Source organism: Arthrobacter sp. Soil_C_49 (genome assembly GCF_057656635.1).
Genome location: NZ_JBDGJZ010000002.1, coordinates 299,155 through 320,088, shown reverse-complemented (window position 1 = coordinate 320,088; position 20,934 = coordinate 299,155). Strand labels below are relative to the sequence as shown.

At 61.7% G+C, this 20,934-nt stretch carries 20 protein-coding genes; 13 read left to right on the top strand and 7 right to left on the bottom strand.

The genetic code is table 11. The annotated features are described in order from the left end of the window. Positions 1-25: 25 nt before the first annotated feature. From AC3A4Z_RS04895 to glmS, 3 genes are all read right to left on the bottom strand, one after another. Positions 26-1,609: an NAD(P)H-hydrate dehydratase gene (locus AC3A4Z_RS04895; RefSeq protein ID WP_498710446.1), complete on the bottom strand. Its 1,584-nt coding sequence runs from the start codon at positions 1,607-1,609 to the stop codon at positions 26-28. Between the two features lie 26 nt (positions 1,610-1,635). Next, on the bottom strand, positions 1,636-1,983 hold the full coding sequence (locus tag AC3A4Z_RS04890; RefSeq protein ID WP_013601780.1) for a holo-ACP synthase: 348 nt from the start codon (positions 1,981-1,983) through the stop codon (positions 1,636-1,638). A gap of 118 nt (positions 1,984-2,101) precedes the next feature. Continuing rightward, positions 2,102-4,006 (bottom strand): glutamine--fructose-6-phosphate transaminase (isomerizing), encoded by a 1,905-nt coding sequence (gene glmS, locus AC3A4Z_RS04885; protein ID WP_498710444.1) that lies wholly within the window; start codon positions 4,004-4,006, stop codon positions 2,102-2,104. 136 nt (positions 4,007-4,142) lie between these two features. Between glmS and coaA the strand changes: the two genes are divergently transcribed. From coaA to mscL, 3 genes are read left to right on the top strand one after another with little or no spacing between them, the layout of a single operon-like run. Then, the gene (coaA, locus tag AC3A4Z_RS04880; RefSeq protein WP_493969857.1) at positions 4,143-5,108 is read left to right on the top strand and encodes a type I pantothenate kinase; all 966 of its coding nucleotides are present in this window, start codon (positions 4,143-4,145) and stop codon (positions 5,106-5,108) included. Positions 5,109-5,113: 5 nt separating this feature from the next. Then, positions 5,114-5,986, top strand: a complete 873-nt coding sequence (locus AC3A4Z_RS04875; RefSeq protein ID WP_498710442.1) for a M15 family metallopeptidase — start codon at positions 5,114-5,116, stop codon at positions 5,984-5,986. A gap of 23 nt (positions 5,987-6,009) precedes the next feature. After that, positions 6,010-6,414: a large conductance mechanosensitive channel protein MscL gene (gene mscL / locus AC3A4Z_RS04870; RefSeq protein WP_050054353.1), complete on the top strand. Its 405-nt coding sequence runs from the start codon at positions 6,010-6,012 to the stop codon at positions 6,412-6,414. Positions 6,415-6,474: 60 nt separating this feature from the next. On the opposite strand, the gene glmM is transcribed toward mscL, so the two are convergent. Beyond that, a complete protein-coding gene (glmM, locus tag AC3A4Z_RS04865; RefSeq protein WP_498710440.1) occupies positions 6,475-7,836 on the bottom strand; it encodes a phosphoglucosamine mutase in 1,362 nt (453 codons plus the stop codon). Between the two features lie 36 nt (positions 7,837-7,872). Then, positions 7,873-9,813, bottom strand: a complete 1,941-nt coding sequence (locus AC3A4Z_RS04860) for a DUF6541 family protein (protein WP_498710439.1) — start codon at positions 9,811-9,813, stop codon at positions 7,873-7,875. Between the two features lie 89 nt (positions 9,814-9,902). Here AC3A4Z_RS04860 and AC3A4Z_RS04855 point away from each other — a divergent pair, with 89 nt between their 5' ends. Continuing rightward, positions 9,903-11,141, top strand: a complete 1,239-nt coding sequence (locus AC3A4Z_RS04855) for a glycosyltransferase (protein WP_498710438.1) — start codon at positions 9,903-9,905, stop codon at positions 11,139-11,141. Beyond that, the gene (locus AC3A4Z_RS04850; protein ID WP_498710436.1) at positions 11,138-13,063 is read left to right on the top strand and encodes a glycosyltransferase family 39 protein; all 1,926 of its coding nucleotides are present in this window, start codon (positions 11,138-11,140) and stop codon (positions 13,061-13,063) included. The genes AC3A4Z_RS04855 and AC3A4Z_RS04850 overlap by 4 nt, the downstream gene beginning before the upstream one ends. 161 nt (positions 13,064-13,224) lie before the next feature. Here AC3A4Z_RS04850 and rpsI read toward each other — a convergent pair whose 3' ends face one another. Next, positions 13,225-13,728, bottom strand: a complete 504-nt coding sequence (gene rpsI / locus AC3A4Z_RS04845; RefSeq protein ID WP_050054349.1) for a 30S ribosomal protein S9 — start codon at positions 13,726-13,728, stop codon at positions 13,225-13,227. Positions 13,729-13,766: 38 nt separating this feature from the next. Next, complete coding sequence (rplM, locus tag AC3A4Z_RS04840) at positions 13,767-14,210, bottom strand: 50S ribosomal protein L13 (protein ID WP_015937805.1); 444 nt, start codon at positions 14,208-14,210, stop codon at positions 13,767-13,769. A gap of 304 nt (positions 14,211-14,514) precedes the next feature. Between rplM and AC3A4Z_RS04835 the strand changes: the two genes are divergently transcribed. The 8 genes from AC3A4Z_RS04835 (at position 14,515) to AC3A4Z_RS04800 (ending at position 20,932) form a co-directional block, all read left to right on the top strand. Continuing rightward, positions 14,515-15,171, top strand: coding sequence for a prepilin peptidase (locus AC3A4Z_RS04835; RefSeq protein WP_498710435.1), 657 nt, complete (start codon positions 14,515-14,517; stop codon positions 15,169-15,171). A 277-nt stretch (positions 15,172-15,448) separates the two neighbouring features. After that, positions 15,449-15,643, top strand: coding sequence for a Flp family type IVb pilin (locus AC3A4Z_RS04830; protein ID WP_493969849.1), 195 nt, complete (start codon positions 15,449-15,451; stop codon positions 15,641-15,643). A 90-nt stretch (positions 15,644-15,733) separates the two neighbouring features. Beyond that, positions 15,734-15,928 (top strand): Flp family type IVb pilin, encoded by a 195-nt coding sequence (locus tag AC3A4Z_RS04825; protein ID WP_498710433.1) that lies wholly within the window; start codon positions 15,734-15,736, stop codon positions 15,926-15,928. 89 nt (positions 15,929-16,017) lie between these two features. Further along, complete coding sequence (locus AC3A4Z_RS04820) at positions 16,018-16,425, top strand: TadE/TadG family type IV pilus assembly protein (RefSeq protein WP_498710432.1); 408 nt, start codon at positions 16,018-16,020, stop codon at positions 16,423-16,425. Further along, the gene (locus tag AC3A4Z_RS04815; RefSeq protein ID WP_498710430.1) at positions 16,413-17,474 is read left to right on the top strand and encodes a pilus assembly protein TadG-related protein; all 1,062 of its coding nucleotides are present in this window, start codon (positions 16,413-16,415) and stop codon (positions 17,472-17,474) included. Before AC3A4Z_RS04820 ends, AC3A4Z_RS04815 begins: the two co-directional genes overlap by 13 nt. 52 nt (positions 17,475-17,526) lie before the next feature. After that, positions 17,527-18,294 carry a Flp pilus assembly protein CpaB gene (gene cpaB, locus AC3A4Z_RS04810; RefSeq protein ID WP_498710428.1) on the top strand — a complete coding sequence of 256 codons (768 nt, stop codon included), beginning with the start codon at positions 17,527-17,529 and terminating at the stop codon, positions 18,292-18,294. Then, the gene (locus AC3A4Z_RS04805) at positions 18,294-19,493 is read left to right on the top strand and encodes a CpaE/TadZ family protein (RefSeq protein ID WP_498710427.1); all 1,200 of its coding nucleotides are present in this window, start codon (positions 18,294-18,296) and stop codon (positions 19,491-19,493) included. Before cpaB ends, AC3A4Z_RS04805 begins: the two co-directional genes overlap by 1 nt. After that, positions 19,490-20,932: a TadA family conjugal transfer-associated ATPase gene (locus AC3A4Z_RS04800; protein ID WP_498710425.1), complete on the top strand. Its 1,443-nt coding sequence runs from the start codon at positions 19,490-19,492 to the stop codon at positions 20,930-20,932. Before AC3A4Z_RS04805 ends, AC3A4Z_RS04800 begins: the two co-directional genes overlap by 4 nt. The last annotated feature ends 2 nt before the right edge of the window (positions 20,933-20,934 follow it).

Here is a 20,934-nt window from a genome sequence, read left to right as displayed (position 1 = left end):
CCCTACTGCAGGTGCGAACTAATGCCTACCGTAATGGCAAGGTGTGACTATTACGTTTCCGGACCCCGGAGTTACTAAGCGTGCTTACTTTACCCCATACGCCGGGTAAGGCAGCCGCGATTCCGCCAGCAGCGATCGGACCGCCACTGACAGCATCCGACGCCGCCCTCCCTGCCTTGCCGTGCAGTGCCGCTCCCAGCGCGGCCACTGCTGCCCAGCGCTGCTCGGGTTCCACGCCCATCTCCCGGAGGCGGCCGACGTCGGAATCCGCCTGGGCGAGCAGCGCGCCGATGACGCCGGCCAGGACGTCACCGCTGCCGGCCGTGGCGAGCCACGGCGTACCGTCCGCCTGGCTGAACACGTCCCCGGCCGGTGCTGCCACCAGCGTGGTGGCGCCTTTGAGCAGGACGGTGGCACCGGTCAGCGCCGCTGCCCGGCGGACGGCGGCAAAGGTGCCGGCTTCCACGGCGGCACGGTCCTCGTCGCCGCCCAGCCTCTTCAGCAGTGCGGCGAGCTCGCCGGCGTGCGGGGTCAGGACCACATTCGGGGCCAGGACGTCGGGAAGGGCGGGCAGGGCACCGGCGTCGGCCACCACGGGCAGGCCGGAGGTGACGGCGTCCCGGGCGCGCTGCAGCTGGTCGTGGTCGTCCGGCCCCATGCCGGAGCCCACCAGCCAGGCCTGGACCCTGTTGTCGGCGACAGCACCTGTACTGCAGACGACCTCGGGGCAGGATCGGCGGACCAGATCCGCAACCTCGGGCGGCCCCAGGTACCGAACCATCCCTGCACCGGCGGCAAGGGCGCCCCGGCAGGCGAGCACAGCTGCGCCGGGATAGTCCCCCGAGCCGGCCACCACTCCCAGGACTCCGCGTGAGTATTTATGGGCCCGCCGGGCCGGGTGCGGCAGGAGGCGGGCAACGTCAGCGTCCTCGAGCCTGCGCAGTCCGGGCCGGTCGAGGTGCTCCTCGATGCCGATGGGCACCACTTCTACCCGGCCGGCGTAGTCGGCGCCGGGATCGGCCAGCAGGCCCGTTTTGGCTGCGCCGAAGGTCACCGTCAGGTCCGCGGCGAGCACGGGAGCCGACACCGCGCCGGAATCGGCGTCAACGCCGCTGGGCAGATCGCACGCGACCACAAGGACTTCGGCGCGGGCTTCCGCGATGGCACCGACCAGATCCGCGGTGCTCCCCCGCAGGCCGCCTTCCGCACCCGTTCCCAGCACTGCATCGATCACGACGTCGGCGCCCGCGGCCTCTGCGGCCAGGCCACCAAGTGTGGCGTCACTCAGGTGCCGGACACGGCCGCCGGCCCGCTCAAAAGCAGCCAAAGCCTGGGGATGGGCGGAGTCTGAGGTGAGTATCGCCGTCGTACGCATCCCGCGGGCGGCAAGGAAAGCGGCGGCGTAGAGACCGTCCCCGCCGTTGTTGCCTTTGCCGGTGAGCACGGCAACGCTGGCGCCGTACGTCCGCCGCCCGCAGGATCTAAGTTCCCGTACAACTGCGTTGGCCAAGCCGTGGGCGGCGCGCTGCATGAGGACATCACCAAGTCCGGCAGCGAGGAGGGGTTCCTCGGCTTGCCGGACCTGTTTTCCGGTGTAGGCGCTGATCACGGTGTCAGTGGCGGTGGCCCGCCGGTTCAGCCTTCGGCCAGGACCGTGGCCGTGGCGATGCCGCCGTCATGGCTGATGGAGAGGTGCCACCGCTTGACGCCCTTGGCCTCGGCGACGGCCAGTACGGTGCCCTTGACCTGGACGGTGGGGCCGTTGTGGTCCAGCCCGATCCAGCAGTCCTGCCAGTTCATGCCGGCCGGCGCACCGAGGACCTTGGCCACAGCTTCCTTCGCGGCAAAGCGCGCGGCGAGGGACCGGGTGTTCAGCTCGCGCTCGGCGGGAACGAACAAACGGTCCCGGAGGCCGGGGGTGCGCTCAAGCTGGCGGCCGAACCGCTCGATGTCTACAACGTCTACGCCAATGCCAACAATCATGCGGCTTATTCTACGGTGACGCACGTTACTGGCCGGACCACCGGGCAGCGCAGGAGCCGCTAAAAGCGGAAACCCCGGGGCTGGTGGACCCGGGGTTTCCGCTATGAGTGAAGAGGAGTTACTCGACCGTCACGCTCTTGGCGAGGTTGCGGGGCTGGTCCACGTCGTAGCCCTTGGCTGCGGCGAGTTCCGCGGCGAAAATCTGCAGCGGGACTGTGGTCAGCAGCGGCATGAGCAAGGTGGGGGTCTCGGGGACGTAGAAGACGTGTTCGGCGTAGGCCTTCACGGCTTCGTCGCCTTCCTCGGCGATGACCAGGGTGCGGGCGCCGCGGGCACGGACTTCCTGGATGTTGCTGATCACCTTGGCGTGCAGCGATTCGCGGCCGCGCGGGGACGGGACAATCACGAACACCGGCTTGCCTTCATCGATCAGGGCGATGGGGCCGTGCTTGAGCTCTCCGGCGGCGAAGCCTTCGGCGTGGATGTACGCGATTTCCTTCAGCTTGAGCGCGCCTTCGAGGGCCACGGGGTAGCCCACGTGCCGGCCCAGGAACAGTACGGAGTTCTCGTTGGCCATGCTGCGGGCGAGTTCGCGGAGCGGGCCGGCGTTGTCCAGGATGGTCTGGATCTTGTCCGGGATCTTGGCCAGGTCCGCCAGGACGTCCTTGATTTGGCCGGAGAAGATGTTCCCCCGCAGCTGTGCCAGGTACAGGCCCAGCAGGTATGCGGCAGTGATCTGGGCCAGGAACGCCTTGGTCGAGGCGACAGCGATTTCCGGGCCGGCGTGCGTGTACAGCACGGCGTCGGATTCGCGCGGGATGGTGGAGCCGTTGGTGTTGCAGATCGAGATGGTCTTCGCGCCCTGTTCCCGGGCGTAGCGGACGGCCATCAGGGTGTCCATCGTTTCGCCCGACTGGCTGATGGACACCACTAGGGTGTTCTCGTCCAGGATCGGGTCCCGGTAGCGGAACTCGTGGGCGAGCTCCACCTCGGTGGGGATCCGGCACCAGTTCTCAATGGCGTACTTCGCCACCGTGCCGGCGTACGCGGCGGTGCCACAGGCCAGGACCACAATCTTGTTGACCTGCTTGAGCAGTTCCGGATCGATCCGGAGCTCGTTCAGGGTCAGCTTGCCGTCCAGGTCCGAACGTCCCAGCAGGGTCTGCGCCACGGCGTCGGGCTGGTCATGGATTTCCTTTTCCATGAAGGAGCTGAAGCCGCCCTTCTTGGCAGAGGCCGGGTCCCAGTCCACGTGGTATTCCTTGCCGGCGGCCGGGTTGCCGAAGAAATCGGTGATGTCCACGGTGTCCGCGGTGATGGTGACAATCTGGTCCTGGCCCAGTTCCACCGCCCGGCGGGTGTAATCGATGAAGCCGGACACGTCCGAGCCCAGGAAGTTCTCCCCATCGCCCAGGCCCACCACCAGGGGTGAGTTGCGGCGGGCCGCCACAACGACGTTGGGCTGGTCAGCGTGGACCGCAAGGAGGGTGAAGGCGCCCTCGAGCCGCTGGCAGGCCAGCTCCATGGCGCGGGTCAGACCGCCGTCGGACACGTCGCCGCCAAGCTTGTTCCGGAAGATGTCCGCGAGCAGCGCCGCGGCCACCTCGGTGTCCGTCTCGGAGAGGAAGGTGACGCCCTTTTCGAGCAGCTCGAGCTTGAGCTCGGCGAAGTTTTCGATGATGCCGTTGTGGATCACGGCAAGCTTGCCGTTATCGGCCAGGTGCGGGTGCGCGTTCCGGTCCGTCGGCCCGCCGTGCGTGGCCCAGCGGGTATGCCCGATTCCGGTCACCGTCTCCGGGAGCGGGTGTTCCTCCAGCTCAGCAATCAGGTTGCTCAGCTTGCCCGACTTCTTCCGGGACTCGATGGAGCCTTCCGAAACTACAGCAACTCCCGCGGAGTCGTAGCCCCGGTACTCCAGGCGGCGCAGTCCCTCAAGGACCACATCCAGCGCACTGTGGCTTCCGCCGTTAACAGAACTTCCGCCGTTAACAGAACGGCCCACGTATCCTACGATTCCACACATACGCTAAAGACTATCGGCAGGGGCCGTCAGATCTAAACCAGGCGGCCGCCCGTGTAGCCGGTTTCGTTGCGCCAGCCAGTGTGCTCCAGCTCACCCGCATTTCGCTCTCGGCCGGGCTGGGGGCAGAATCTCTAAAGTGACTGTGCAACGCAACGACGCGAACGGCGAAGGTGTCTCCCCGTTCGTTGAGCTGGACCGGCAGACCTGGTCCCGGCTCGCAGATGAGATGGAACAGCCCCTCAACGAGGAGGATATTTTCCGTCTCCGCGGCCTTGGCGATCCCCTGGACCTGAAGGAAGTCCGGGAGGTCTACCTTCCGCTTTCCCGGCTCCTGCACCTCTATGTTGAAGCCGCCGGCCAGCTGCATGCCGCCACCACCACGTTCCTGGGCGAGCAGACCCAGCGCACCCCCTTTGTGATCGGCGTGGCTGGCTCGGTGGCCGTGGGCAAGTCGACCATCGCCCGCGTGCTTCGTGAAATGCTCCGCCGCTGGCCCGGCACCCCCAATGTGGAACTTATCACCACGGACGGTTTCCTGTACCCTCTGGCCGAGTTGAAGCGGCGGCAGCTGCTGGAGCGCAAGGGCTTCCCGGAGTCCTACGACCGTCGTGCACTGCTGCGGTTTGTGAGCGAAATCAAGAGCGGCGCCGAGGAAGTGCGGGCGCCCTGGTACTCGCACGTCACCTACGACATCGTCCCCGGCAAGGAAGTGGTGGTCCGCCGCCCCGACGTGCTGATCGTGGAAGGGCTCAACGTCCTGGCCCCGGCCCGGCCGAGGCATGACGGCAAGCAGGGGCTGGCGCTGAGCGATTTCTTCGACTTCTCCATCTATGTGGACGCCAAGACTTCATTTATTGAAGAGTGGTACGTGGACAGGTTCCGCAAGCTGCGCAGCACGGCCTTCGCCCAGCCGGAGTCCTACTTCCACCGGTATGCGAGCCTGTCCGATGATGAGGCTGAGAGCACCGCGCGCGACATCTGGAAGCGCATCAATGAACCCAACCTGGAGGAGAACGTCCTCCCCACGCGCGGCCGGGCCCAGCTGGTGCTGACCAAGGACATGGACCATTCCATCCGCCGCATGCTGCTCCGGAAGGTCTAGCACAGGTGTGCTACGACTGCGCCCCTGACGGACCGGCTGAGACGGCGACCAGCCGGCGCAGCTTCGCCCGCTTCCTCGCGGCGGGAGCAGGGCTTACTGTCCTGGCTGCCTGCACGTCTGCGGCACCCAAGGGGGCAGCGCCGTCGTCGGCCTCCCCTGCTGCATCAGCGTCACCATCCGCCTCGGAGGCACGCACGACGGCGGAGGGCACCACGGCGGCTCCCCCGCCTCCTGAACCGTCCCCCACGCCGTCGCCCTCCTCTGCGCTGCCGCGCCAGTTCTCCCTCACTGACCCCGCGAGTCCGTGGCTGGTGGTCAACAAGCACCGGCCACTGGTGCCAGCGGACTACGTGCCCGCTGACTTGGTCCAGCCCGCCGTGGCGACCACCGCGTCCGGTGAAGCGGCGCTGCTGAACAGGACGACGGCGGCCGCGGCCGAAGCGATGTTCGCGGCAGCCGCGCAGGAAGGGGTGGCCATGGTCCTGGCGAGCGGCTACCGCTCCTATACGACGCAGGTGGCCACCTACAACGGGTACGTCGCCTCACGGGGCCAGGCCGATGCCGACACGGCCAGCGCCCGGCCCGGCTACTCCGAGCACCAGACGGGCTGGGCGTTCGACATTGCGGACGGCGGCGGCGCATGCAGCTTCCAGCCGTGCTTCGCAGACCAGCCCGCGGCCGTGTGGGCGAAGGCGAACGGGCACCGGTTCGGCTTTGTAGTGCGGTATCCGTGGATGTTCCACCCGATCACGGGGTATTACTACGAGCCCTGGCACCTGCGGTACATCGGGGTGGAGGCGGCCACGGACATGGTGAACCGCGGGATCAACACGCTGGAGGAGTACTTCGGCGTGGAGGCGGCGCCGGGGTACCCCTAAGGCTGTGCGCTAGGTTGGTTTCCATGCTGACTGGATTCAAAAACTTCATTATGAAGGGCAACGTTGTTGACCTTGCCGTTGCCGTCGTGATCGGAACTGCCTTTGGCGCGGTGGTGACGGCGCTCGTGAATAAGGTGCTGATGCCCTTCGTGGCCGCGATCGTGGGCTCTCCCAACTTCGACAGCTTCGCCAAGGTTGAGCTCAACGGCAACGCCATCGAGTTCGGCGTCCTGCTGACGGCCATCGTTAACTTCCTGCTGATCTCCGCGGCCATCTACTTCGTGGTGGTGATGCCGATGAACCTGATGATCGAGCGCCGGAACCGGCGGCTGGGGATCAACCAGGACGTGAAGAAGGAGTCGGCCGAGGACCCGCAGATCGCGCTGCTGACGGAGATCCGGGATGCGCTGAAGGAGCGCACGCGCTAACCGTTTACTGGCACAAAGCAGTGGCCCGCTTCCTTTCGGAGGCGGGCCACTTTGCTGTGGTTATTCGCTGATGAGTTCGAGGGCCAGTTCGGACCGGACCACCTGGGCCAGGTGCTCGGCGATGGACTGCGCGGTTTCTTCGTCTGCTGCTTCCACCATTACGCGGACCACGGGTTCAGTGCCGGACGGGCGGAGCAGGACGCGGCCGGTGTCACCCAGTGCGGCTTCCGCGGATGCTACGGCCTGGGCCAGGACGTCGTTGCTGCGCACCTTGGTGCGGTCCACACCCTTGACGTTGATCAGAACCTGCGGGAGCTTGGTCATCACCGTTGCGAGTTCCTTCAGCGGCTTCCCGGTCAGGGCGATCTGGGCGGCAAGCTGAAGACCGGTGAGGACGCCGTCGCCGGTGGTGGCGTAGTCTGCGAAAATGACGTGGCCGGACTGTTCGCCACCGAGGTTGAAGCCGCCGTCGCGCATTTCCTCGAGGACGTAACGGTCCCCCACGGCCGTTTCCCGGATGCTGATGCCGGCTTCCCGGAGGGCGATCTTCAGGCCGAGGTTGCTCATCACCGTGGCCACGAGAACGTCGTCCCTGAGTTTGCCCGACTCTTTGAGGGCCAGGGCGAGGATGGCCATGATCTGGTCGCCGTCCACTTCGTTGCCCTCGTGGTCCACGGCGAGGCAGCGGTCAGCGTCGCCGTCGTGGGCGATTCCCAGGTCAGCATGGTACTTGACCACTGCTTCCTTGAGGGGACCGAGGTGGGTGGAGCCGACGCCGTCATTGATGTTGTGGCCGTCGGGGTCAGCACCGATAACAATAACGTTGGCGCCGGCGTCCTTGAATACCTGGGGCGAGCAACCGCTCGCGGCGCCATGCGCGCAGTCGAGGACCACAGTGAGTCCCTCGAGGTTGTGCGGCAGTGTCTGGAGGAGGTGAACGATGTAGCGGTCCTCGGCGTCGGAGAAGCGCTGGATCCGGCCGACGTCGGCGCCCACGGGGCGGACGGCTTCCTTGGACATCTGGGCCTCGATGGCGTCTTCCACCTCGTCGGGGAGCTTCTGGCCGCCGCGGGCGAAGAACTTGATGCCGTTGTCCGGCGCCGGGTTGTGCGAGGCGGAGATCATCACGCCAAAGTCTGCGTCCAGATCCGCTACCAGATAAGCCGCCGCGGGGGTAGGGAGGACACCGGCGTCGTAGACGTCAACACCCGAGCTGGAGAGCCCTGCCTCCACCGCAGCGGCGATGAACTCGCCGCTGGCGCGGGGGTCGCGGGCCACCACGGCGCGTGGCCGGGAGCCGTTGGAGTTGCGGTCATGGCCGAGCACGACGGCGGCCGCCTGGGCCAGCTGCATGGCAAGCTCCGCAGTCAACAGACCGTTCGCCAGCCCCCGGACACCATCAGTTCCAAATAATCTAGACACCGGTCAAGTCTAGAGGATGGGGCAAAGCAGTCTGATCTAGGAGTCACACCCGACAAACCTGTACAGTGCGGCATCGCCCTCCTGGTCAACCTTGATGAAGGCGGATGAGCTGTCTGCGGCTTTCAGGCCTGGAAAGTCATTGACTTCCTTCCGCTTTGGATCAATGTAATGCCCCCCGAAGTCGAGGAGGAATTGCACGTTCTGTCGTTTTGCTGCCTCGCAGACCTCCGAGTTGGGACGGGCTTGGTTCAGTTCCTTCGCTGCAAGGAGCCGATCGGCATTGGATCCCGTATAGGCATGGGCAAAAAGCACCCGACGATCGGCAATGGCGTAGGCGGTGGAACTACCGTCCCAAGGGTTGTTGGCGATTACTGCATCCTCTGGCACATGCGCACTCAGGCGGTTCAGCAATTCGAGTTCATTGGGTCTCAGTAATGGAGAGGCGTCCGCCAAGGCATAGGTGCGTTCCCGCCCGGGAGTGGTTTCTGAGTTCGTTGGCCAGATGACCACAGAGACAGCCAGTGCTGCGATGCCAACCGGGACCACCCACCTTGCCCGGTACCGTGACAGGCCCTCATAGATCCAAGCACCAGCCGCACCTACAAATACGGACCAGAACATGGGTAGGAGTGCAGCAAGCCGGGGCGGATCTCCGTACCAGGCCCCAATAATAATCTCCCGCGCCACTGGGATTGGAACCACGGCCGCTACGAGGTACAGGACAACGGCGCCAGCATATGAAGCGAGAAACCATCGCTCTGTGGGCCTGGAGATGAGCAGGACTGTGCCCGCCAGAGTCAGTGCTGCGAGGCCCCATGCCACCCCTCCATGGGTGGGTGCTACTAAAAGCACGCTGCCGGCCGCGCCGGGAAGAGAGTCGATCGGATCCCAAGTGGTAGTCCAGGGACGGACTGTAGCCCAAATCAGGAGGCCAGCTGCGAACACGCTAATCCAAAGCGCCGCCCACTGCAGGTAACCAAAGGGATCTGACCGGCGTCGCCGGAGGTCGGTGAACGAGCGTATAGCGGCCAGGGCTGCAAAGAAGGAGGAAAGTCCGACGAGAGCCACCAGGCCTGACATATGTGTGCAGACCAGCCCGGGAAGTCCGATGGCGAGCGTAAGTGTGGCCAACGGCCATGGCATCGGTGTTACCCTGCCAAACTTCAATACCGCCGCCAACGCGGAAATCAGCGGCGGCAAGAAAGTCACCGCCAGCATATAGGGGAAGAGCGGCCCAAAATCACTCTTCTGGCTTTGCATCACTGTGAACGGGAAGGCGAAGAATCCGGCGCTGGCAACCGCAGCCCCCAGCAGGGCAACGAGCTTAGGCCCAACAACTACATGGACAAAAAGAAGTACACCCAGTGGCCAGGCGACGGCAACGATGGCGAAGTTGAGGGCGTTCGCGGCCGGAACGACGGGCAACCATGTAGCCTGCGCAGTCAACGCCGCCATTGCATGCCAGATCTGGGGATAGAACCCGGATGATTCCCCCATCAATCCCTGCACTGAAAACGGCGATCCATCACCGGAATCAAGAATCTGCTGAACAAAGTTCACATGAAACGGTGTATCGATGCCCTGATTGATGTTCGTTGGGCGCTCGACAATCTGGGCATAGCGTACGGCGAGGACCAGCCCGCCCGTCAAGAGAGCGATCCAGTATCCGGTGCCTGCGGTTCGCCGCTCCAGCGTCCACACAAAACCCGCCGCCCACGGCTTTCTCATCGAATGGACCAACGCTAGGAGGACCCCGGCTATCAAGACGGTGGCGATGCTGAATGTGCCGATATCCCATCGGACTTTCAACCACCAACAGACGAGAGTGGATACCGCCACAAGCGAAGCTGTCAGGACAGGTGCGAACGAAACCAACCACACCTGCCGTAGGCCCACTGCCCATCCCAAAAGTAGCCCCGGAATAATGACTACGCCGACCGCGCCTGCAAGGCTTGGCAGTGCAAAAAACCACTCCATCAAGGATTCCCCAAGTTTTCCATCAGTAATTGCCCAAGATCCCGTTTAACGCTGGCGGGCCGCCCGCACGCGTCTATAGCATACACAGCATGAAACCTAGCCATGGGGGCCTGGCGCTTGAAATTGTTGTACCGGTTTTCAATGAGGAATCAGTACTCGAAAAGAGCATCGTAGAGCTCGCGAATTACCTGAAATTGGAAATGCCAGCGTCGTGGCAGATTACCATCGCCGACAACGCCAGCACGGACAGCACACGTCTGATTGCCACTCGTCTGGCTGAGACCATACCTAACGTTCAGTACCGGCGGTTGGAGATCAAGGGGCGCGGGCATGCTCTCCGGGATGCATGGGGCGCGTCAGAGGCCGAAGTCCTGGCATATTTGGATGTAGACCTCTCGACTGATCTGGCAGCCCTGCTGCCATTGGTGGCTCCGCTGTTGTCAGGCCACTCGGATATCTCCATCGGCACCAGGCTGGGACAAAGTTCGCGCGTCAGCCGCGGGCCAAAGCGAGAGTTTATTTCGCGGTCGTACAACTTCTTACTGAAGCGCACCATGCAGGTGCGTTTCTCAGACGCACAGTGCGGATTCAAGGCCATCCGCGCGGACGTAGCCAGAACTTTGCTCCCCCATGTCGAAGACAATGGCTGGTTCTTTGACACCGAACTACTGATCATCGCGGAACGTTCAGGCCTGCGGATTCACGAGATACCGGTGGATTGGGTGGATGACCCTGACAGCAGGGTGGACATCCGGCAGACAGCCATCGACGACATTCGCGGATTAGTTCGTGTCGCCGGATCCTTGGTTAAGGGTTCTATCCCCGTTCAGGCCATTTATGCAGAGCTTGGCCGACGGCCAATAGTTACTCCCTCCCGGCCCAGTTTCTTTGGCCAGGTCGTTCGGTTCGGCATGGTCGGCGGCATATCGACTATGGCCTTCGCTTTGCTTTTTCTACTGTTTCAAGGGCCGTTCGGGGCTCAGCAGGCCAACTTTCTAGCCCTTCTTTTGACGGCTGTCGGCAACACAGCTGCCAACCGGCGTTTTACGTTTGGTATTAACGGCCCGGAAAAGCTCTTCACACAGCAATTTCAAGGCCTTATTGTGTTTGCGCTGGCTTGGTCGATCACATCATCCTCGCTTTTGGTGTTACATACGCTGACACCTGATTCTTCTTCCACGATGGAGCTCATGACCCTCACCGGTGCCAATATTCTTGCGACTCTCATGCGGTTTGTACTGTTGCGCATCTGGGTCTTCCGTGTTAGCGGTTCGGAGAGCGGGGCACAAACCCTTCATTCCGCCGTCAAACTGGCCAGGGTCGCTTGAAGGCTGCGACCGGCGGCCAGATGGACTTTCCCGAGGCTTCAGCAGAAGTAATACCCGCGCCGCAGCCCCAGGCAGAGCGGCGCGGGGTTTTTCGTGGACAGCGGGCGGAACGCTGGGCCCTTTGTGCACTCTTAGCCCTAACAAGCCTTCTGTACGCGTGGGGACTGGACCGCAACGGATGGGCGAATTCGTACTACTCTGCTGCGGCAATGGCCGGCTCGCAAGATTGGACGGCGTTCTTCTTCGCGTCTTCCGACCCCGGAAACGCAATCAGCGTGGACAAGCCTCCACTCAGCATTTGGGTGATGTCTGCGTCTGTTTGGGCCTTTGGCCTTAGCCCTTGGAGCATCCTGGTCCCCCAGGCACTGATGGGTGTAGCCAGCGTGTATCTGCTCTTCCGGATGGTTCGACGCTACGTCAGCCTCACTGTTGGCTTCCTTGCCGCGGCAGCTCTGGCCGTAACCCCTGTAGCCACGGTGATGTTCCGTTACAACAATCCCGACGCTCTGTTGACTTTGCTGATGATCGGCGCTGCCTACGGGGCGTTGGAGTCAATCCGCCGGGGCCGGATGCGATGGCTGATGCTGTCCGGTCTGCTCACGGGTGCAGCCCTCCTGACGAAGCAGCTTCAAATAGCCCTGCTACTGCCAGCGATCGCTTCCGCTTATCTGATGTTTGCCACTGTCCCGATAGTTAAGCGCCTGCTGCACCTCCTGGGTGCGCTGTTGGCAGCAGCTGTTGCGGGAGGTTGGTGGTTCATCTTGGTGCAGATGACGCTCCCCTCCAACCGGCCTTTTGTAGGAGGTTCCCGCTTCAACAGCGCAGTGGAGCTGACACTCGGATACAACGGCCTGGATCGACTCACCGGTGAGGACGCGAGCCGCACCATGTCTCCCAGCGCGACCGATCTCGCCGAAAAACTTGATCCGGGATTCCAGCGCTTCCTCCAGCCACAATTCTCGGGCCAATTCGGGTGGTTTCTGCCCCTGGCTATCGCAGGGCTTGTGCTTGCGGTATGGCACCTGAAGCGCCGCAGCGGCAGCAGGCAGTACCGGGCGTTCCTCATTCTTTCTGGAGTCTGGTTCCTTACCTCGGCCACAGTGCTCGCCTTCATGTCGGGGATCGTCCACCCTTACTACTCGTTGACGCTTGTCCCGCCGCTGAGCTGCCTCGCCGCGATAGCACTCGTTCACTTTTACCGGCTCCGTGATCGCCGCTCTATCCGTTGGGCGCTGGCTGGCACTTTGCTGGTGACGATGGTCCTCGGCTTTATCACCGCGGCTCGGTCAACTGCCGATTTCCCTGCAGGCCCGCTCGTTGCACTGGGGTTATGGTCAGTTGCAATAGCATTGCAGCTTCTTCCTCCACCCACGCAGATATTGCGGTCCGTCTCTACAGGAATCCTTGCTGTGGCGCTCATGGTCGGCCCGATAATTTGGTCTGTGAACACAGTACTGAGCCCGCATATCGGCGCGGGCGTTGTGGCTGGGCCCAGCATTCTGGGCATTAGGACAGACCATCCTGACCGCCAGCAAGTGGGCTCTGACGTGCCGCCAAGCTTCATAGCGGTAATGTTCGGCGATATCCCGGAGGATGAGGTTGTTTCCCGGCTGCGTGCTGCTCCAGCTTCGGCGGAGTGGTCAGCCGCGATGGTGGGATCTGAGACTGCTGCAAACTATCAGCTGGAGAACCGGCGATCCGTGCTGCCTGTGGGCGGTTTTGATGGCACAGACCCTTTCCCGACGCTGCAAGAGTTCCAGGCCATGGTGGACGAGGGCAAGGTGGCATCGTTCGTGATTCAGGAGCTACCGCCGCTCACGCTGGAAGGCCGTGGCGAGTCAGCGCAAATTGTCGATTGGGTTAGGAGTAATTGTCCGGTCGAGCAGATCGGCAGCGCGGAGTACTACACACTGCTCCCGTAGGAATCGAAGTTAGCGCGCTGCTGATCTCGCTTCCCTCAACGGCTTGTCGCTTGATCACAGGGCCTCCCGGTGGTCAGGCAATAGCCTGTAATCAAAGCCAAGCGACGCAAACAGAAAAGCCCGCCCCGCCAATGGCGGGACGGGCTTCTGTGCAAGCGGATTTAGCGCTTGGAGTACTGCTGAGCCTTGCGGGCCTTCTTGAGACCGGCCTTCTTACGCTCGATGACACGGGCGTCGCGGGACAGGTAACCGGCCTTCTTCAGCGTGGCGCGGTTGTTCTCGACGTCGATCTCGTTCAGCGAACGGGCGATGCCGAGGCGCAGGGCGCCGGCCTGGCCGGAGATGCCGCCGCCGTGGATACGGGCGATGACGTCGTAGGCGCCTTCGAGATCAAGGATCTTGAAGGGCTCGTTGACGTCCTGCTGGTGCAGCTTGTTTGGGAAGTAGTTGTCCAGCGCGCGGCCGTTGATGGTCCACTTGCCGGAGCCCGGGACAACGCGAACGCGTGCAACGGCTTCCTTGCGACGGCCAACTGCTGCGCCGGCCACGGTCAGTGCCGGGCGCTCCTTCTTCGGCGCAGCTTCGGCAGCTGAGCTTTCAGAGGTGTAGCTGGTCAGGGTTTCCTCGGCCTCGACGGCCTCGGTGGTCTCTTCGTTCTGAGCCACGATTCTCCTTGTATAGATAAGTTGTTTGGTGGCCAGGACTACTGGGCGACCTGGGTGATTTCGAAAGTCTTGGGCTGCTGGGCGGCGTGCGGGTGCTCAGCACCGCGGTACACCTTCAGCTTGCCCAGCTGCTGTGCAGCGAGGGAGTTCTTCGGGAGCATGCCCTTGATGGCCTTCTCCACGGCGCGGACCGGGTTGGATTCCAGCAGCTCCGCGTAGTTGACGGAGGTCAGGCCGCCCGGGTAGCCGGAGTGGCGGTATGCACGCTTCTGCTCCAGTTTGGCGCCGGTCAGGGCTACCTTTTCAGCGTTGATGATGATGACGAAGTCGCCCATGTCCATGTGGGATGCAAAGGTGGCCTTGTGCTTGCCGCGCAGCAGGATTGCGGTCTGGCTTGCAAGACGACCAAGGACAACGTCTGTGGCGTCAATGACGTGCCACTGGCGGTTGATATCGCCGGGCTTCGGGGTGTACGTACGCACGGTGTTTGCCTCGTTCTTGTTCTGGCGTTCTTGTTTAGGTGTCACTAGCTCGTGCACCTACTGTCTGCGCGCTACCGGAACAGAGGTGAGGGCTCTATGTAACCAGTCATCCTGAGGTTCCGAATGTGCACGTTGAGTAGTTATCCTGCAACCGGATTCTCAAGCGGGCACGCACCATCGGAATAGGACACGCACAACGACTACCAAGATTAGCGCGTTAAGGGGTTCAGGGTCAAAATGGGGTAGCCGGACGGCGTCTCAGCTCCCGCCGGCCCGAGGGACACAGGGGGTCGCGGTGTTTGCAATGGGTGATGACAGCCATGCCGACTGGCTTTTGGTCCTTGCCGCCGGACTCACAGGATTGACCCTCTCCCCCATCACCGAACTCCTCATCGCAAGGTTCATTCCCAGGCTGGGTGGCCTTCCCGCTTTCCCTCAAAGGGTTACGACGGCGGGACTTAGCGCTTTCCTTTGTGCAGCTTTTAGTCTTCGGTTTGGAACGACATTCGCGCTGCCGGCGTTCCTATTTTTGGCCGTGCTGGGAGTGCAACTCGCGAGGATTGATATTACGCTGCATCTGCTGCCCAATCCCCTTGTCTTAGCCCTCCTGGCAGGGGGGCTTGTGTTGCTTTTACCCCCGGGACTGCTTGATAACCAGGCTGACGCTTTACTGCGCGCCGCCCTGGGAGCCCTCATGTTGTTTGCCGGCTACCTTATCTTGGGACTAATTTCCCCAGGAGGCATCGGAATGGGCGATGTGAAGCTTGCTGCGCCTGTCGGCCTCTATCTGGGGTACCTAGGCTGGAGCCAACTGCTCTACGGCGGGCTCCTCGGTTTCATCCTCAACGGCCTCTTCACAATGGTGATTCTCAGCCGAAAAGGCCGGGATAAAGCGACAGAGGTGCCCCACGGCCCTTCGATGCTGCTCGCAACTTCGGCTGTGGCCCTCTTCCTCCTGTAGCTTCCTCAGCCGGGCTTTGGACCGTTGTCCCTGTCCGTGCTGTGCCCAGTCCAAGTAGTGCGGCCACGTACTGCTCACCTTTTCTGAGTACTGCCCCTGCCCCTCAAGTACGTACCTTTTTCTCCTTCTGAAAAAGTCGAGTACCACTACGCATTGTTGCGTTTGAGGGGAAATGACAATCTCTTCTTAGCGAAGTCCAGCCGCTAATGAATTATGGGGGCAGCTGGAAATTCGTTGAAATCAAAGAAACCAATTTCACCGAATTAAGGAAAATACAATGACTTCTCTCATGGTCTCAATGACTGCTTTCATCGCCGGCGTCAAGGATCGCTTCACCCGCGAGGAAAAGGGCGCCACGATGGTTGAATACGGCATCATGGTCGCCTTTATCGCCGTGGTTGTCATGGGTGCCGTACTCCTCCTCGGCCCGCAGATCAAGGGCATGTTCACGAGCGTGTCTGCCGCTCTCTAAGCTCCGGACGGAGGCGAGGGCGCGCACGAGCCACATTCGGCTCGCCCTTCGCCTCCCTTCTCCACGGCAACTTGTTCGTTAGGAACGAAAATGAACGCTCTAACCGCTACGCTCACAGCCGTTTTTCACACTGTCCAGGCGCGCATCACTTCGAATGAGAAGGGCGCAACCATGGTCGAATACGGCATCATGGTGGCCTTTATCGCAGTCCTTGTTATGGCTGCTGTCCTCATTCTCGGCCCGCAAATCGCCGGACTCTTTACCTCTGTTTCGGCCGCTCTCTGAAGCGGCCACGCTGTGGCGGTGGCCCCTCGGGCCGCCGCCACAGCCACTAAACATACGCGAATTTTCGATGGGACACTCTGGGAGAGGCCATGAAGAAAAAAGGGAAGGAAAGAGGCGCCGTAGCGGTCGAGATGGCCATTGTCCTCCCGCTGCTGCTGCTGATCCTCCTGGGAATCATAGAGTTCGGCAGGGCTCTCAACGTCCAGGTGTCCCTCACTCAAGCCGCACGCGAGGGCGCACGCTACGCCGCTATACATCACGGTGAACCTGGCTTCGACGTCCAGGCCGCCACTCTCGCAGCAGCGCCATCACTGTCAGGACTGGGCGTGACTGTAACCGACAACGCCAGCAGTTGCACGTCCACTACCAACGTTCAAGTCCAGACCAGGGTGGCCTTGCCCTCGTTGACAGGCTTTCTCAATGCCGGCTTCTTCGGCGCATCCGGCATCTTCCCGTTGTCGATGACAGGAGTGGGGGTAATGAGATGCGGCGGTTAGAAAGGTTTGCCCATTTCACGTCAATAGGGTCAGCAAAAGGACCCGGTTCAGAAAAGGGCGCGGCGGCTATCCTTGTGGCGATACTCATGGTGGCTGTACTTGGATGCGCAGCCATAGCCGTGGACGTCGGGGCGATGTATGCGGAAAAAGCCCAAATCCAAAACGGGGCCGATGCGACCGCCCTGGCCATTGCTGGCGATTGTGCCAAGGGCCTGAATTGCACCACGGCTATGGCAGCCCCCGGTAACCGACTCGCCGACGCCAACGCCAATGACAGCTCGACCGGCGTCTTTTCAGTCACGCAGCCCAATGCCAATACAGTCAGGGTCGAAACAAACGCCCGTGAAGCAAACACCGGCAACAATCACTTCTCCCTGTTCTTCGCAAGAGTCATGGGTATTGACACGGCCGCGATCACGGCTGCAGCTGAAGCTTCCTGGGGCTCGCCGTCGGCGGCGACAACGCTTCCCTGGACCGTCAGCATGTGCGTCTTCAAAAGTTATCTGACTTCAAGCCAGCTAACCGAGCTGCAGTCAACGGGGACATTCACAGGAAATCCATTACCTACGCGCATTCTCTTGCGCTACGACCAAAACGTCCCAACGTTTCCGGGGTGTGCAGCTCAAAACGGTTACGCACCAGGCGGGTTTGGCTGGTTGGACACCGACACTGGCTGCTCGACAAACATCAACATCGCGAATAGCGAAGTTGGCAGCAATCCTGGCAACGACATCCCGAACGTCTGCCGGGATATGCCGGCAACGATCAAGGACTCGCCGATTCTGATTCCGATCTTTACCAACGCGGTCCAAAACGGGCAGAAGACCAAATACACACTCGCAGGATTCCTGGCTTTCCAGGTCACTGGGTTCAAGTTTGGCGGTGGACCAGGACTGACTGACCTGGACCCGTCCGCACCGGACTGCACGGGAGGTAACTGCCGTGGCATACAGGGATACTTCACCCGCTTTGTCTCTCTGGAAGAGGGACTGTCAACAACTGGCGGGCTGCCCAACTACGGGGGAACCGTGGTTGCACTCTCGGAGTAGCTGAGCGCTCTCTGCCAGCAAGTCGACACATCCATCAAAAGGAGCAATTGAAGTGAAATCACGCCTACTGGGAGGCTTAGCTGCATTACTGCTGGCAGTAGTTGGAGCCATTCTCCTCTTTGTTTATGTACAGGGCGCGTCAGCGCGCGCCCAAGCAGGCCTTGAACCTGTGAACGTCCTGGTCGTCACGGAACAGGTGCCGGCGGGAACCAAGTCAGCAGATCTTGCCGGCAAAATTCGAGTTGAGTCGATCCCCAAGTCCGCGGTTCCTGAAGGGGCCTTGGCGACATTGGATCAGCAGGACGGAAAGGTCACTGCCGTCGGCCTGGAGCCCGGAGAGCAACTGCTCGCCGCCCGGTTGGTAGATCCCCGCGATCTGGCTCCCGGCACTGTTCCAGTCCCGGAGGGACTCGAAGAGGTCACTCTCCTGCTATCCCCCGAACGCATCCTTGGCGGCCGGCTTGAAGCCGGAGACACCGTAACTATTTACACTTCCTTTGAAACCCCCGATGGCCCTGCGGATGCAATACCCGCCGAAATCCGCGGCTGGAACAAGTCCACGGGTTTGCTGTTCCACGACGTCCTGATAACCGCCGTTCAAAAGGCACCATCTGAAGGCAGCAACAGCTCGGGTACAGGCTCTTCCGAACCTGCGGTTGAGATGCCCAGTGGGTCCGCCTTTATCACTTTCGCCAGAAGCGACGCCGACGCATCGAAGCTGATTTACAGCGCTGAGTTTGGGAAGCTCTGGCTGGCCAAGCAAACCGATGCCACAACAAAAACCGATCCTCCCGCCACGACCTTCGGAGGGCTGTACTGATGAGCCGCTTCGTAGCCATTACCGCTGTACGGGACTTTGAAGGGCGCATCCGGCAGGCCATCAGCGGCGCCCTCCACGGTGAGCTGCAAACCCTTTCACCCGGAGTGCTTGCAGGTGGACCTGACGACGTCTTCAAGCAGCTCAATGGGGCGCCACCGGAAGTTCTCATTCTCGGTCCGGGTGTTGCCCCCGACGACGCACTCAAGCTGGCTACCGTCTTCGACCTGCAGTACCCGGAGATCAGTCTCCTCCTCATTGCAGAGCCAGACCCTGAACTTGTACTACGGGCAATGCATTCCGGTATTCGGGACGTCGTTTCCTCGGAAATCGGATCGAGTGAACTCCGGGTACTTCTGGAACGCGCCTGCCTGGCTTCCGCAAGTCGTCGTCGCGGCATGGCTCCTGCCGCCGAAGGACATCAGGATCGCGGAAGGGTCATTGCGGTCATGTCGCCCAAAGGAGGTGTCGGCAAGACCACTGTGGCGACGAATCTGGCAATCGGGCTAGGAAAAGTTGCACCCATGAGCGTGGTGCTTGTTGACCTTGACCTGCAGTTTGGGGATGTTGCTTCCGGGCTCTTGCTTGAGCCGGAACATTCGATCACCGATGCAGTCCATGGAGCGGCTTCCCAGGACTCAATGGTGCTGAAGGCCTTTCTTACAGTTCATCCCGCGGGAATCTATGCGCTGTGCGGACCAAAGACTCCAGCCGAATCGGATTCAATAACGGCGGAACACGTCACCAGGCTCATCAATCAGCTGGCAAGCGAATTCAAGTATGTAGTCGTCGACACCGCACCCGGGCTCGGCGAGCATGTGCTTGCGACCCTGGAACAGGCGACCGACGGCGTCTGGGTTTGCGGCATGGACGTACCGAGCATTCGCGGGCTGCATAAGTGCTTTGCAGTGCTCCGGGAACTCCAGCTGCTGCCCCAAGGCCGGCACACCGTCTTGAATTTCGCCGACCGCAAGAGCGGAATTTCAGTCCAGGATGTTGAAGCAACCATCGGAGTTCCCGTGGATACAGTCGTTCCGCGCTCCAAGACCCTTCCATATTCCACAAATCGGGGCATACCCATCCTGCAGAGCAACGCCAGGGACTCCGCGTCCAAGGGTCTTAAGAAGCTGGTGGACCGCTTTGATCCGCAATGGGTAGCCGCCCCGCAGACCAAGCTTCACCGACGGGTGGTTGTCTCATGAAACTTTCAGACCGGCTTTCCAGGACCAACGCCGATCAAAATGCCACGTCGCCGGCACCTGCACCGGACATCCACGTTCCGGTTTCGCCGGCACCGCCATCGCTCCTGTCTTTGCCAGGGGCGGCGCCGGCGCCCACGCCGGTCCCGCCCGTCGACGCGCTGGCCAATCTGAAACAGAGAGCCGCCCAGGCGCTCTTCGAACGGATGGGCACCCGGTTTGGTGACACCAGTTCCTCGGAAGAAGCCCTTCGCGCCTCTGCTGTGGAGGAACTGTCAACTGTCATTGACCAAGAACAGGTTCCGCTTTCTCCAGAGGAACGTCGCAGGCTGATTCGTGAAATCGCGGATGAGGTGATGGGTTACGGCCCGCTGCAGCGGTTGTTGGAGGACCCCTCCGTTACGGAGATCATGGTCAACCGCTTTGACCAGATCTACATCGAACGCCACGGACATTTGACGCTGACTGGGACACGCTTCAGCTCGGATGAGCACCTCCGGACTGTCATCGAACGCATCGTGTCCAAGGTTGGCCGCCGGATCGACGAGTCCTCGCCGCTGGTGGATGCGCGTCTGGAGGATGGTTCCAGGGTTAATGCCATCATTCCGCCACTGGCAGTCAACGGGCCCTCACTAACTATACGAAAGTTCAGCCACGTGCCTCTGACGGTACAGAACCTGATTGATTGGGGTTCATTGACTCCTGAGATGGCTGAGTTGCTGAGCGCTTGCGTTCGTGCCCGCTTGAACATCATCGTTTCGGGTGGCACGGGCACCGGCAAAACCACCTTGCTCAATGTCCTTTCCTCGTTCATTCCACCTGACGACCGCATCGTCACCATCGAGGATGCCGTCGAGTTGCAACTGCAGCAAGAACATGTTGTCCGGTTGGAGAGCCGGCCGCCGAACATTGAAGGTAAGGGGGCAGTGACGATTCGTGAGCTTGTCCGGAATTCCCTTCGCATGAGGCCCGACCGGATCATTGTGGGTGAGGTTCGAAGCGGGGAGTCCCTGGACATGCTGCAAGCAATGAACACGGGCCACGATGGTTCGCTGTCTACAGTGCACGCAAACTCCCCGAGGGACGCAGTGGCCCGTCTGGAAACCTTGGTGCTCATGGCCGGTATGGACCTTCCTTTGCGGGCCATTCGAGAGCAAGTCTCGTCGGCGGTGGACCTGATCATCCAGGTAACCCGCCTTCGTGACGGCAGCCGGCGCGTAACCCATGTGACAGAGGTCCAAGGTATGGAAGGCGACATCGTTACCCTCCAGGATGCATTCCTCTTCGACTACTCAGCCGGCATGGACGCCCAGGGACGGTTCCTCGGCAAGCCAATAGCAACTGGCATTCGTCCGCGTTTTCTGGACCGGTTTGCGGAACTGGGCATTTCCGTATCACCCGCAGTCTTTGGGGCCGGAGTGGCCCCAATAGGAAGGCGGTAGCC

Excerpts from the sequence above, each read along its gene's own strand:
- AC3A4Z_RS04860 (WP_498710439.1), bottom strand. The coding sequence starts at position 9,813 with ATGGAGTGGTTTTTTGCACTGCCAAGCCTTGCAGGCGCGGTCGGCGTA.
- AC3A4Z_RS04855 (WP_498710438.1), top strand. The coding sequence starts at position 9,903 with ATGAAACCTAGCCATGGGGGCCTGGCGCTTGAAATTGTTGTACCGGTT.
- AC3A4Z_RS04805 (WP_498710427.1), top strand. The coding sequence starts at position 18,294 with ATGAGCCGCTTCGTAGCCATTACCGCTGTACGGGACTTTGAAGGGCGC.
- AC3A4Z_RS04815 (WP_498710430.1), top strand. The coding sequence starts at position 16,413 with ATGCGGCGGTTAGAAAGGTTTGCCCATTTCACGTCAATAGGGTCAGCA.
- AC3A4Z_RS04830 (WP_493969849.1), top strand. The coding sequence starts at position 15,449 with ATGACTTCTCTCATGGTCTCAATGACTGCTTTCATCGCCGGCGTCAAG.
- AC3A4Z_RS04890 (WP_013601780.1), bottom strand. The coding sequence starts at position 1,983 with ATGATTGTTGGCATTGGCGTAGACGTTGTAGACATCGAGCGGTTCGGC.
- mscL (WP_050054353.1), top strand. The coding sequence starts at position 6,010 with ATGCTGACTGGATTCAAAAACTTCATTATGAAGGGCAACGTTGTTGAC.
- AC3A4Z_RS04820 (WP_498710432.1), top strand. The coding sequence starts at position 16,018 with ATGAAGAAAAAAGGGAAGGAAAGAGGCGCCGTAGCGGTCGAGATGGCC.
- AC3A4Z_RS04835 (WP_498710435.1), top strand. The coding sequence starts at position 14,515 with ATGGGTGATGACAGCCATGCCGACTGGCTTTTGGTCCTTGCCGCCGGA.
- AC3A4Z_RS04800 (WP_498710425.1), top strand. The coding sequence starts at position 19,490 with ATGAAACTTTCAGACCGGCTTTCCAGGACCAACGCCGATCAAAATGCC.
- glmS (WP_498710444.1), bottom strand. The coding sequence starts at position 4,006 with ATGTGTGGAATCGTAGGATACGTGGGCCGTTCTGTTAACGGCGGAAGT.
- AC3A4Z_RS04825 (WP_498710433.1), top strand. The coding sequence starts at position 15,734 with ATGAACGCTCTAACCGCTACGCTCACAGCCGTTTTTCACACTGTCCAG.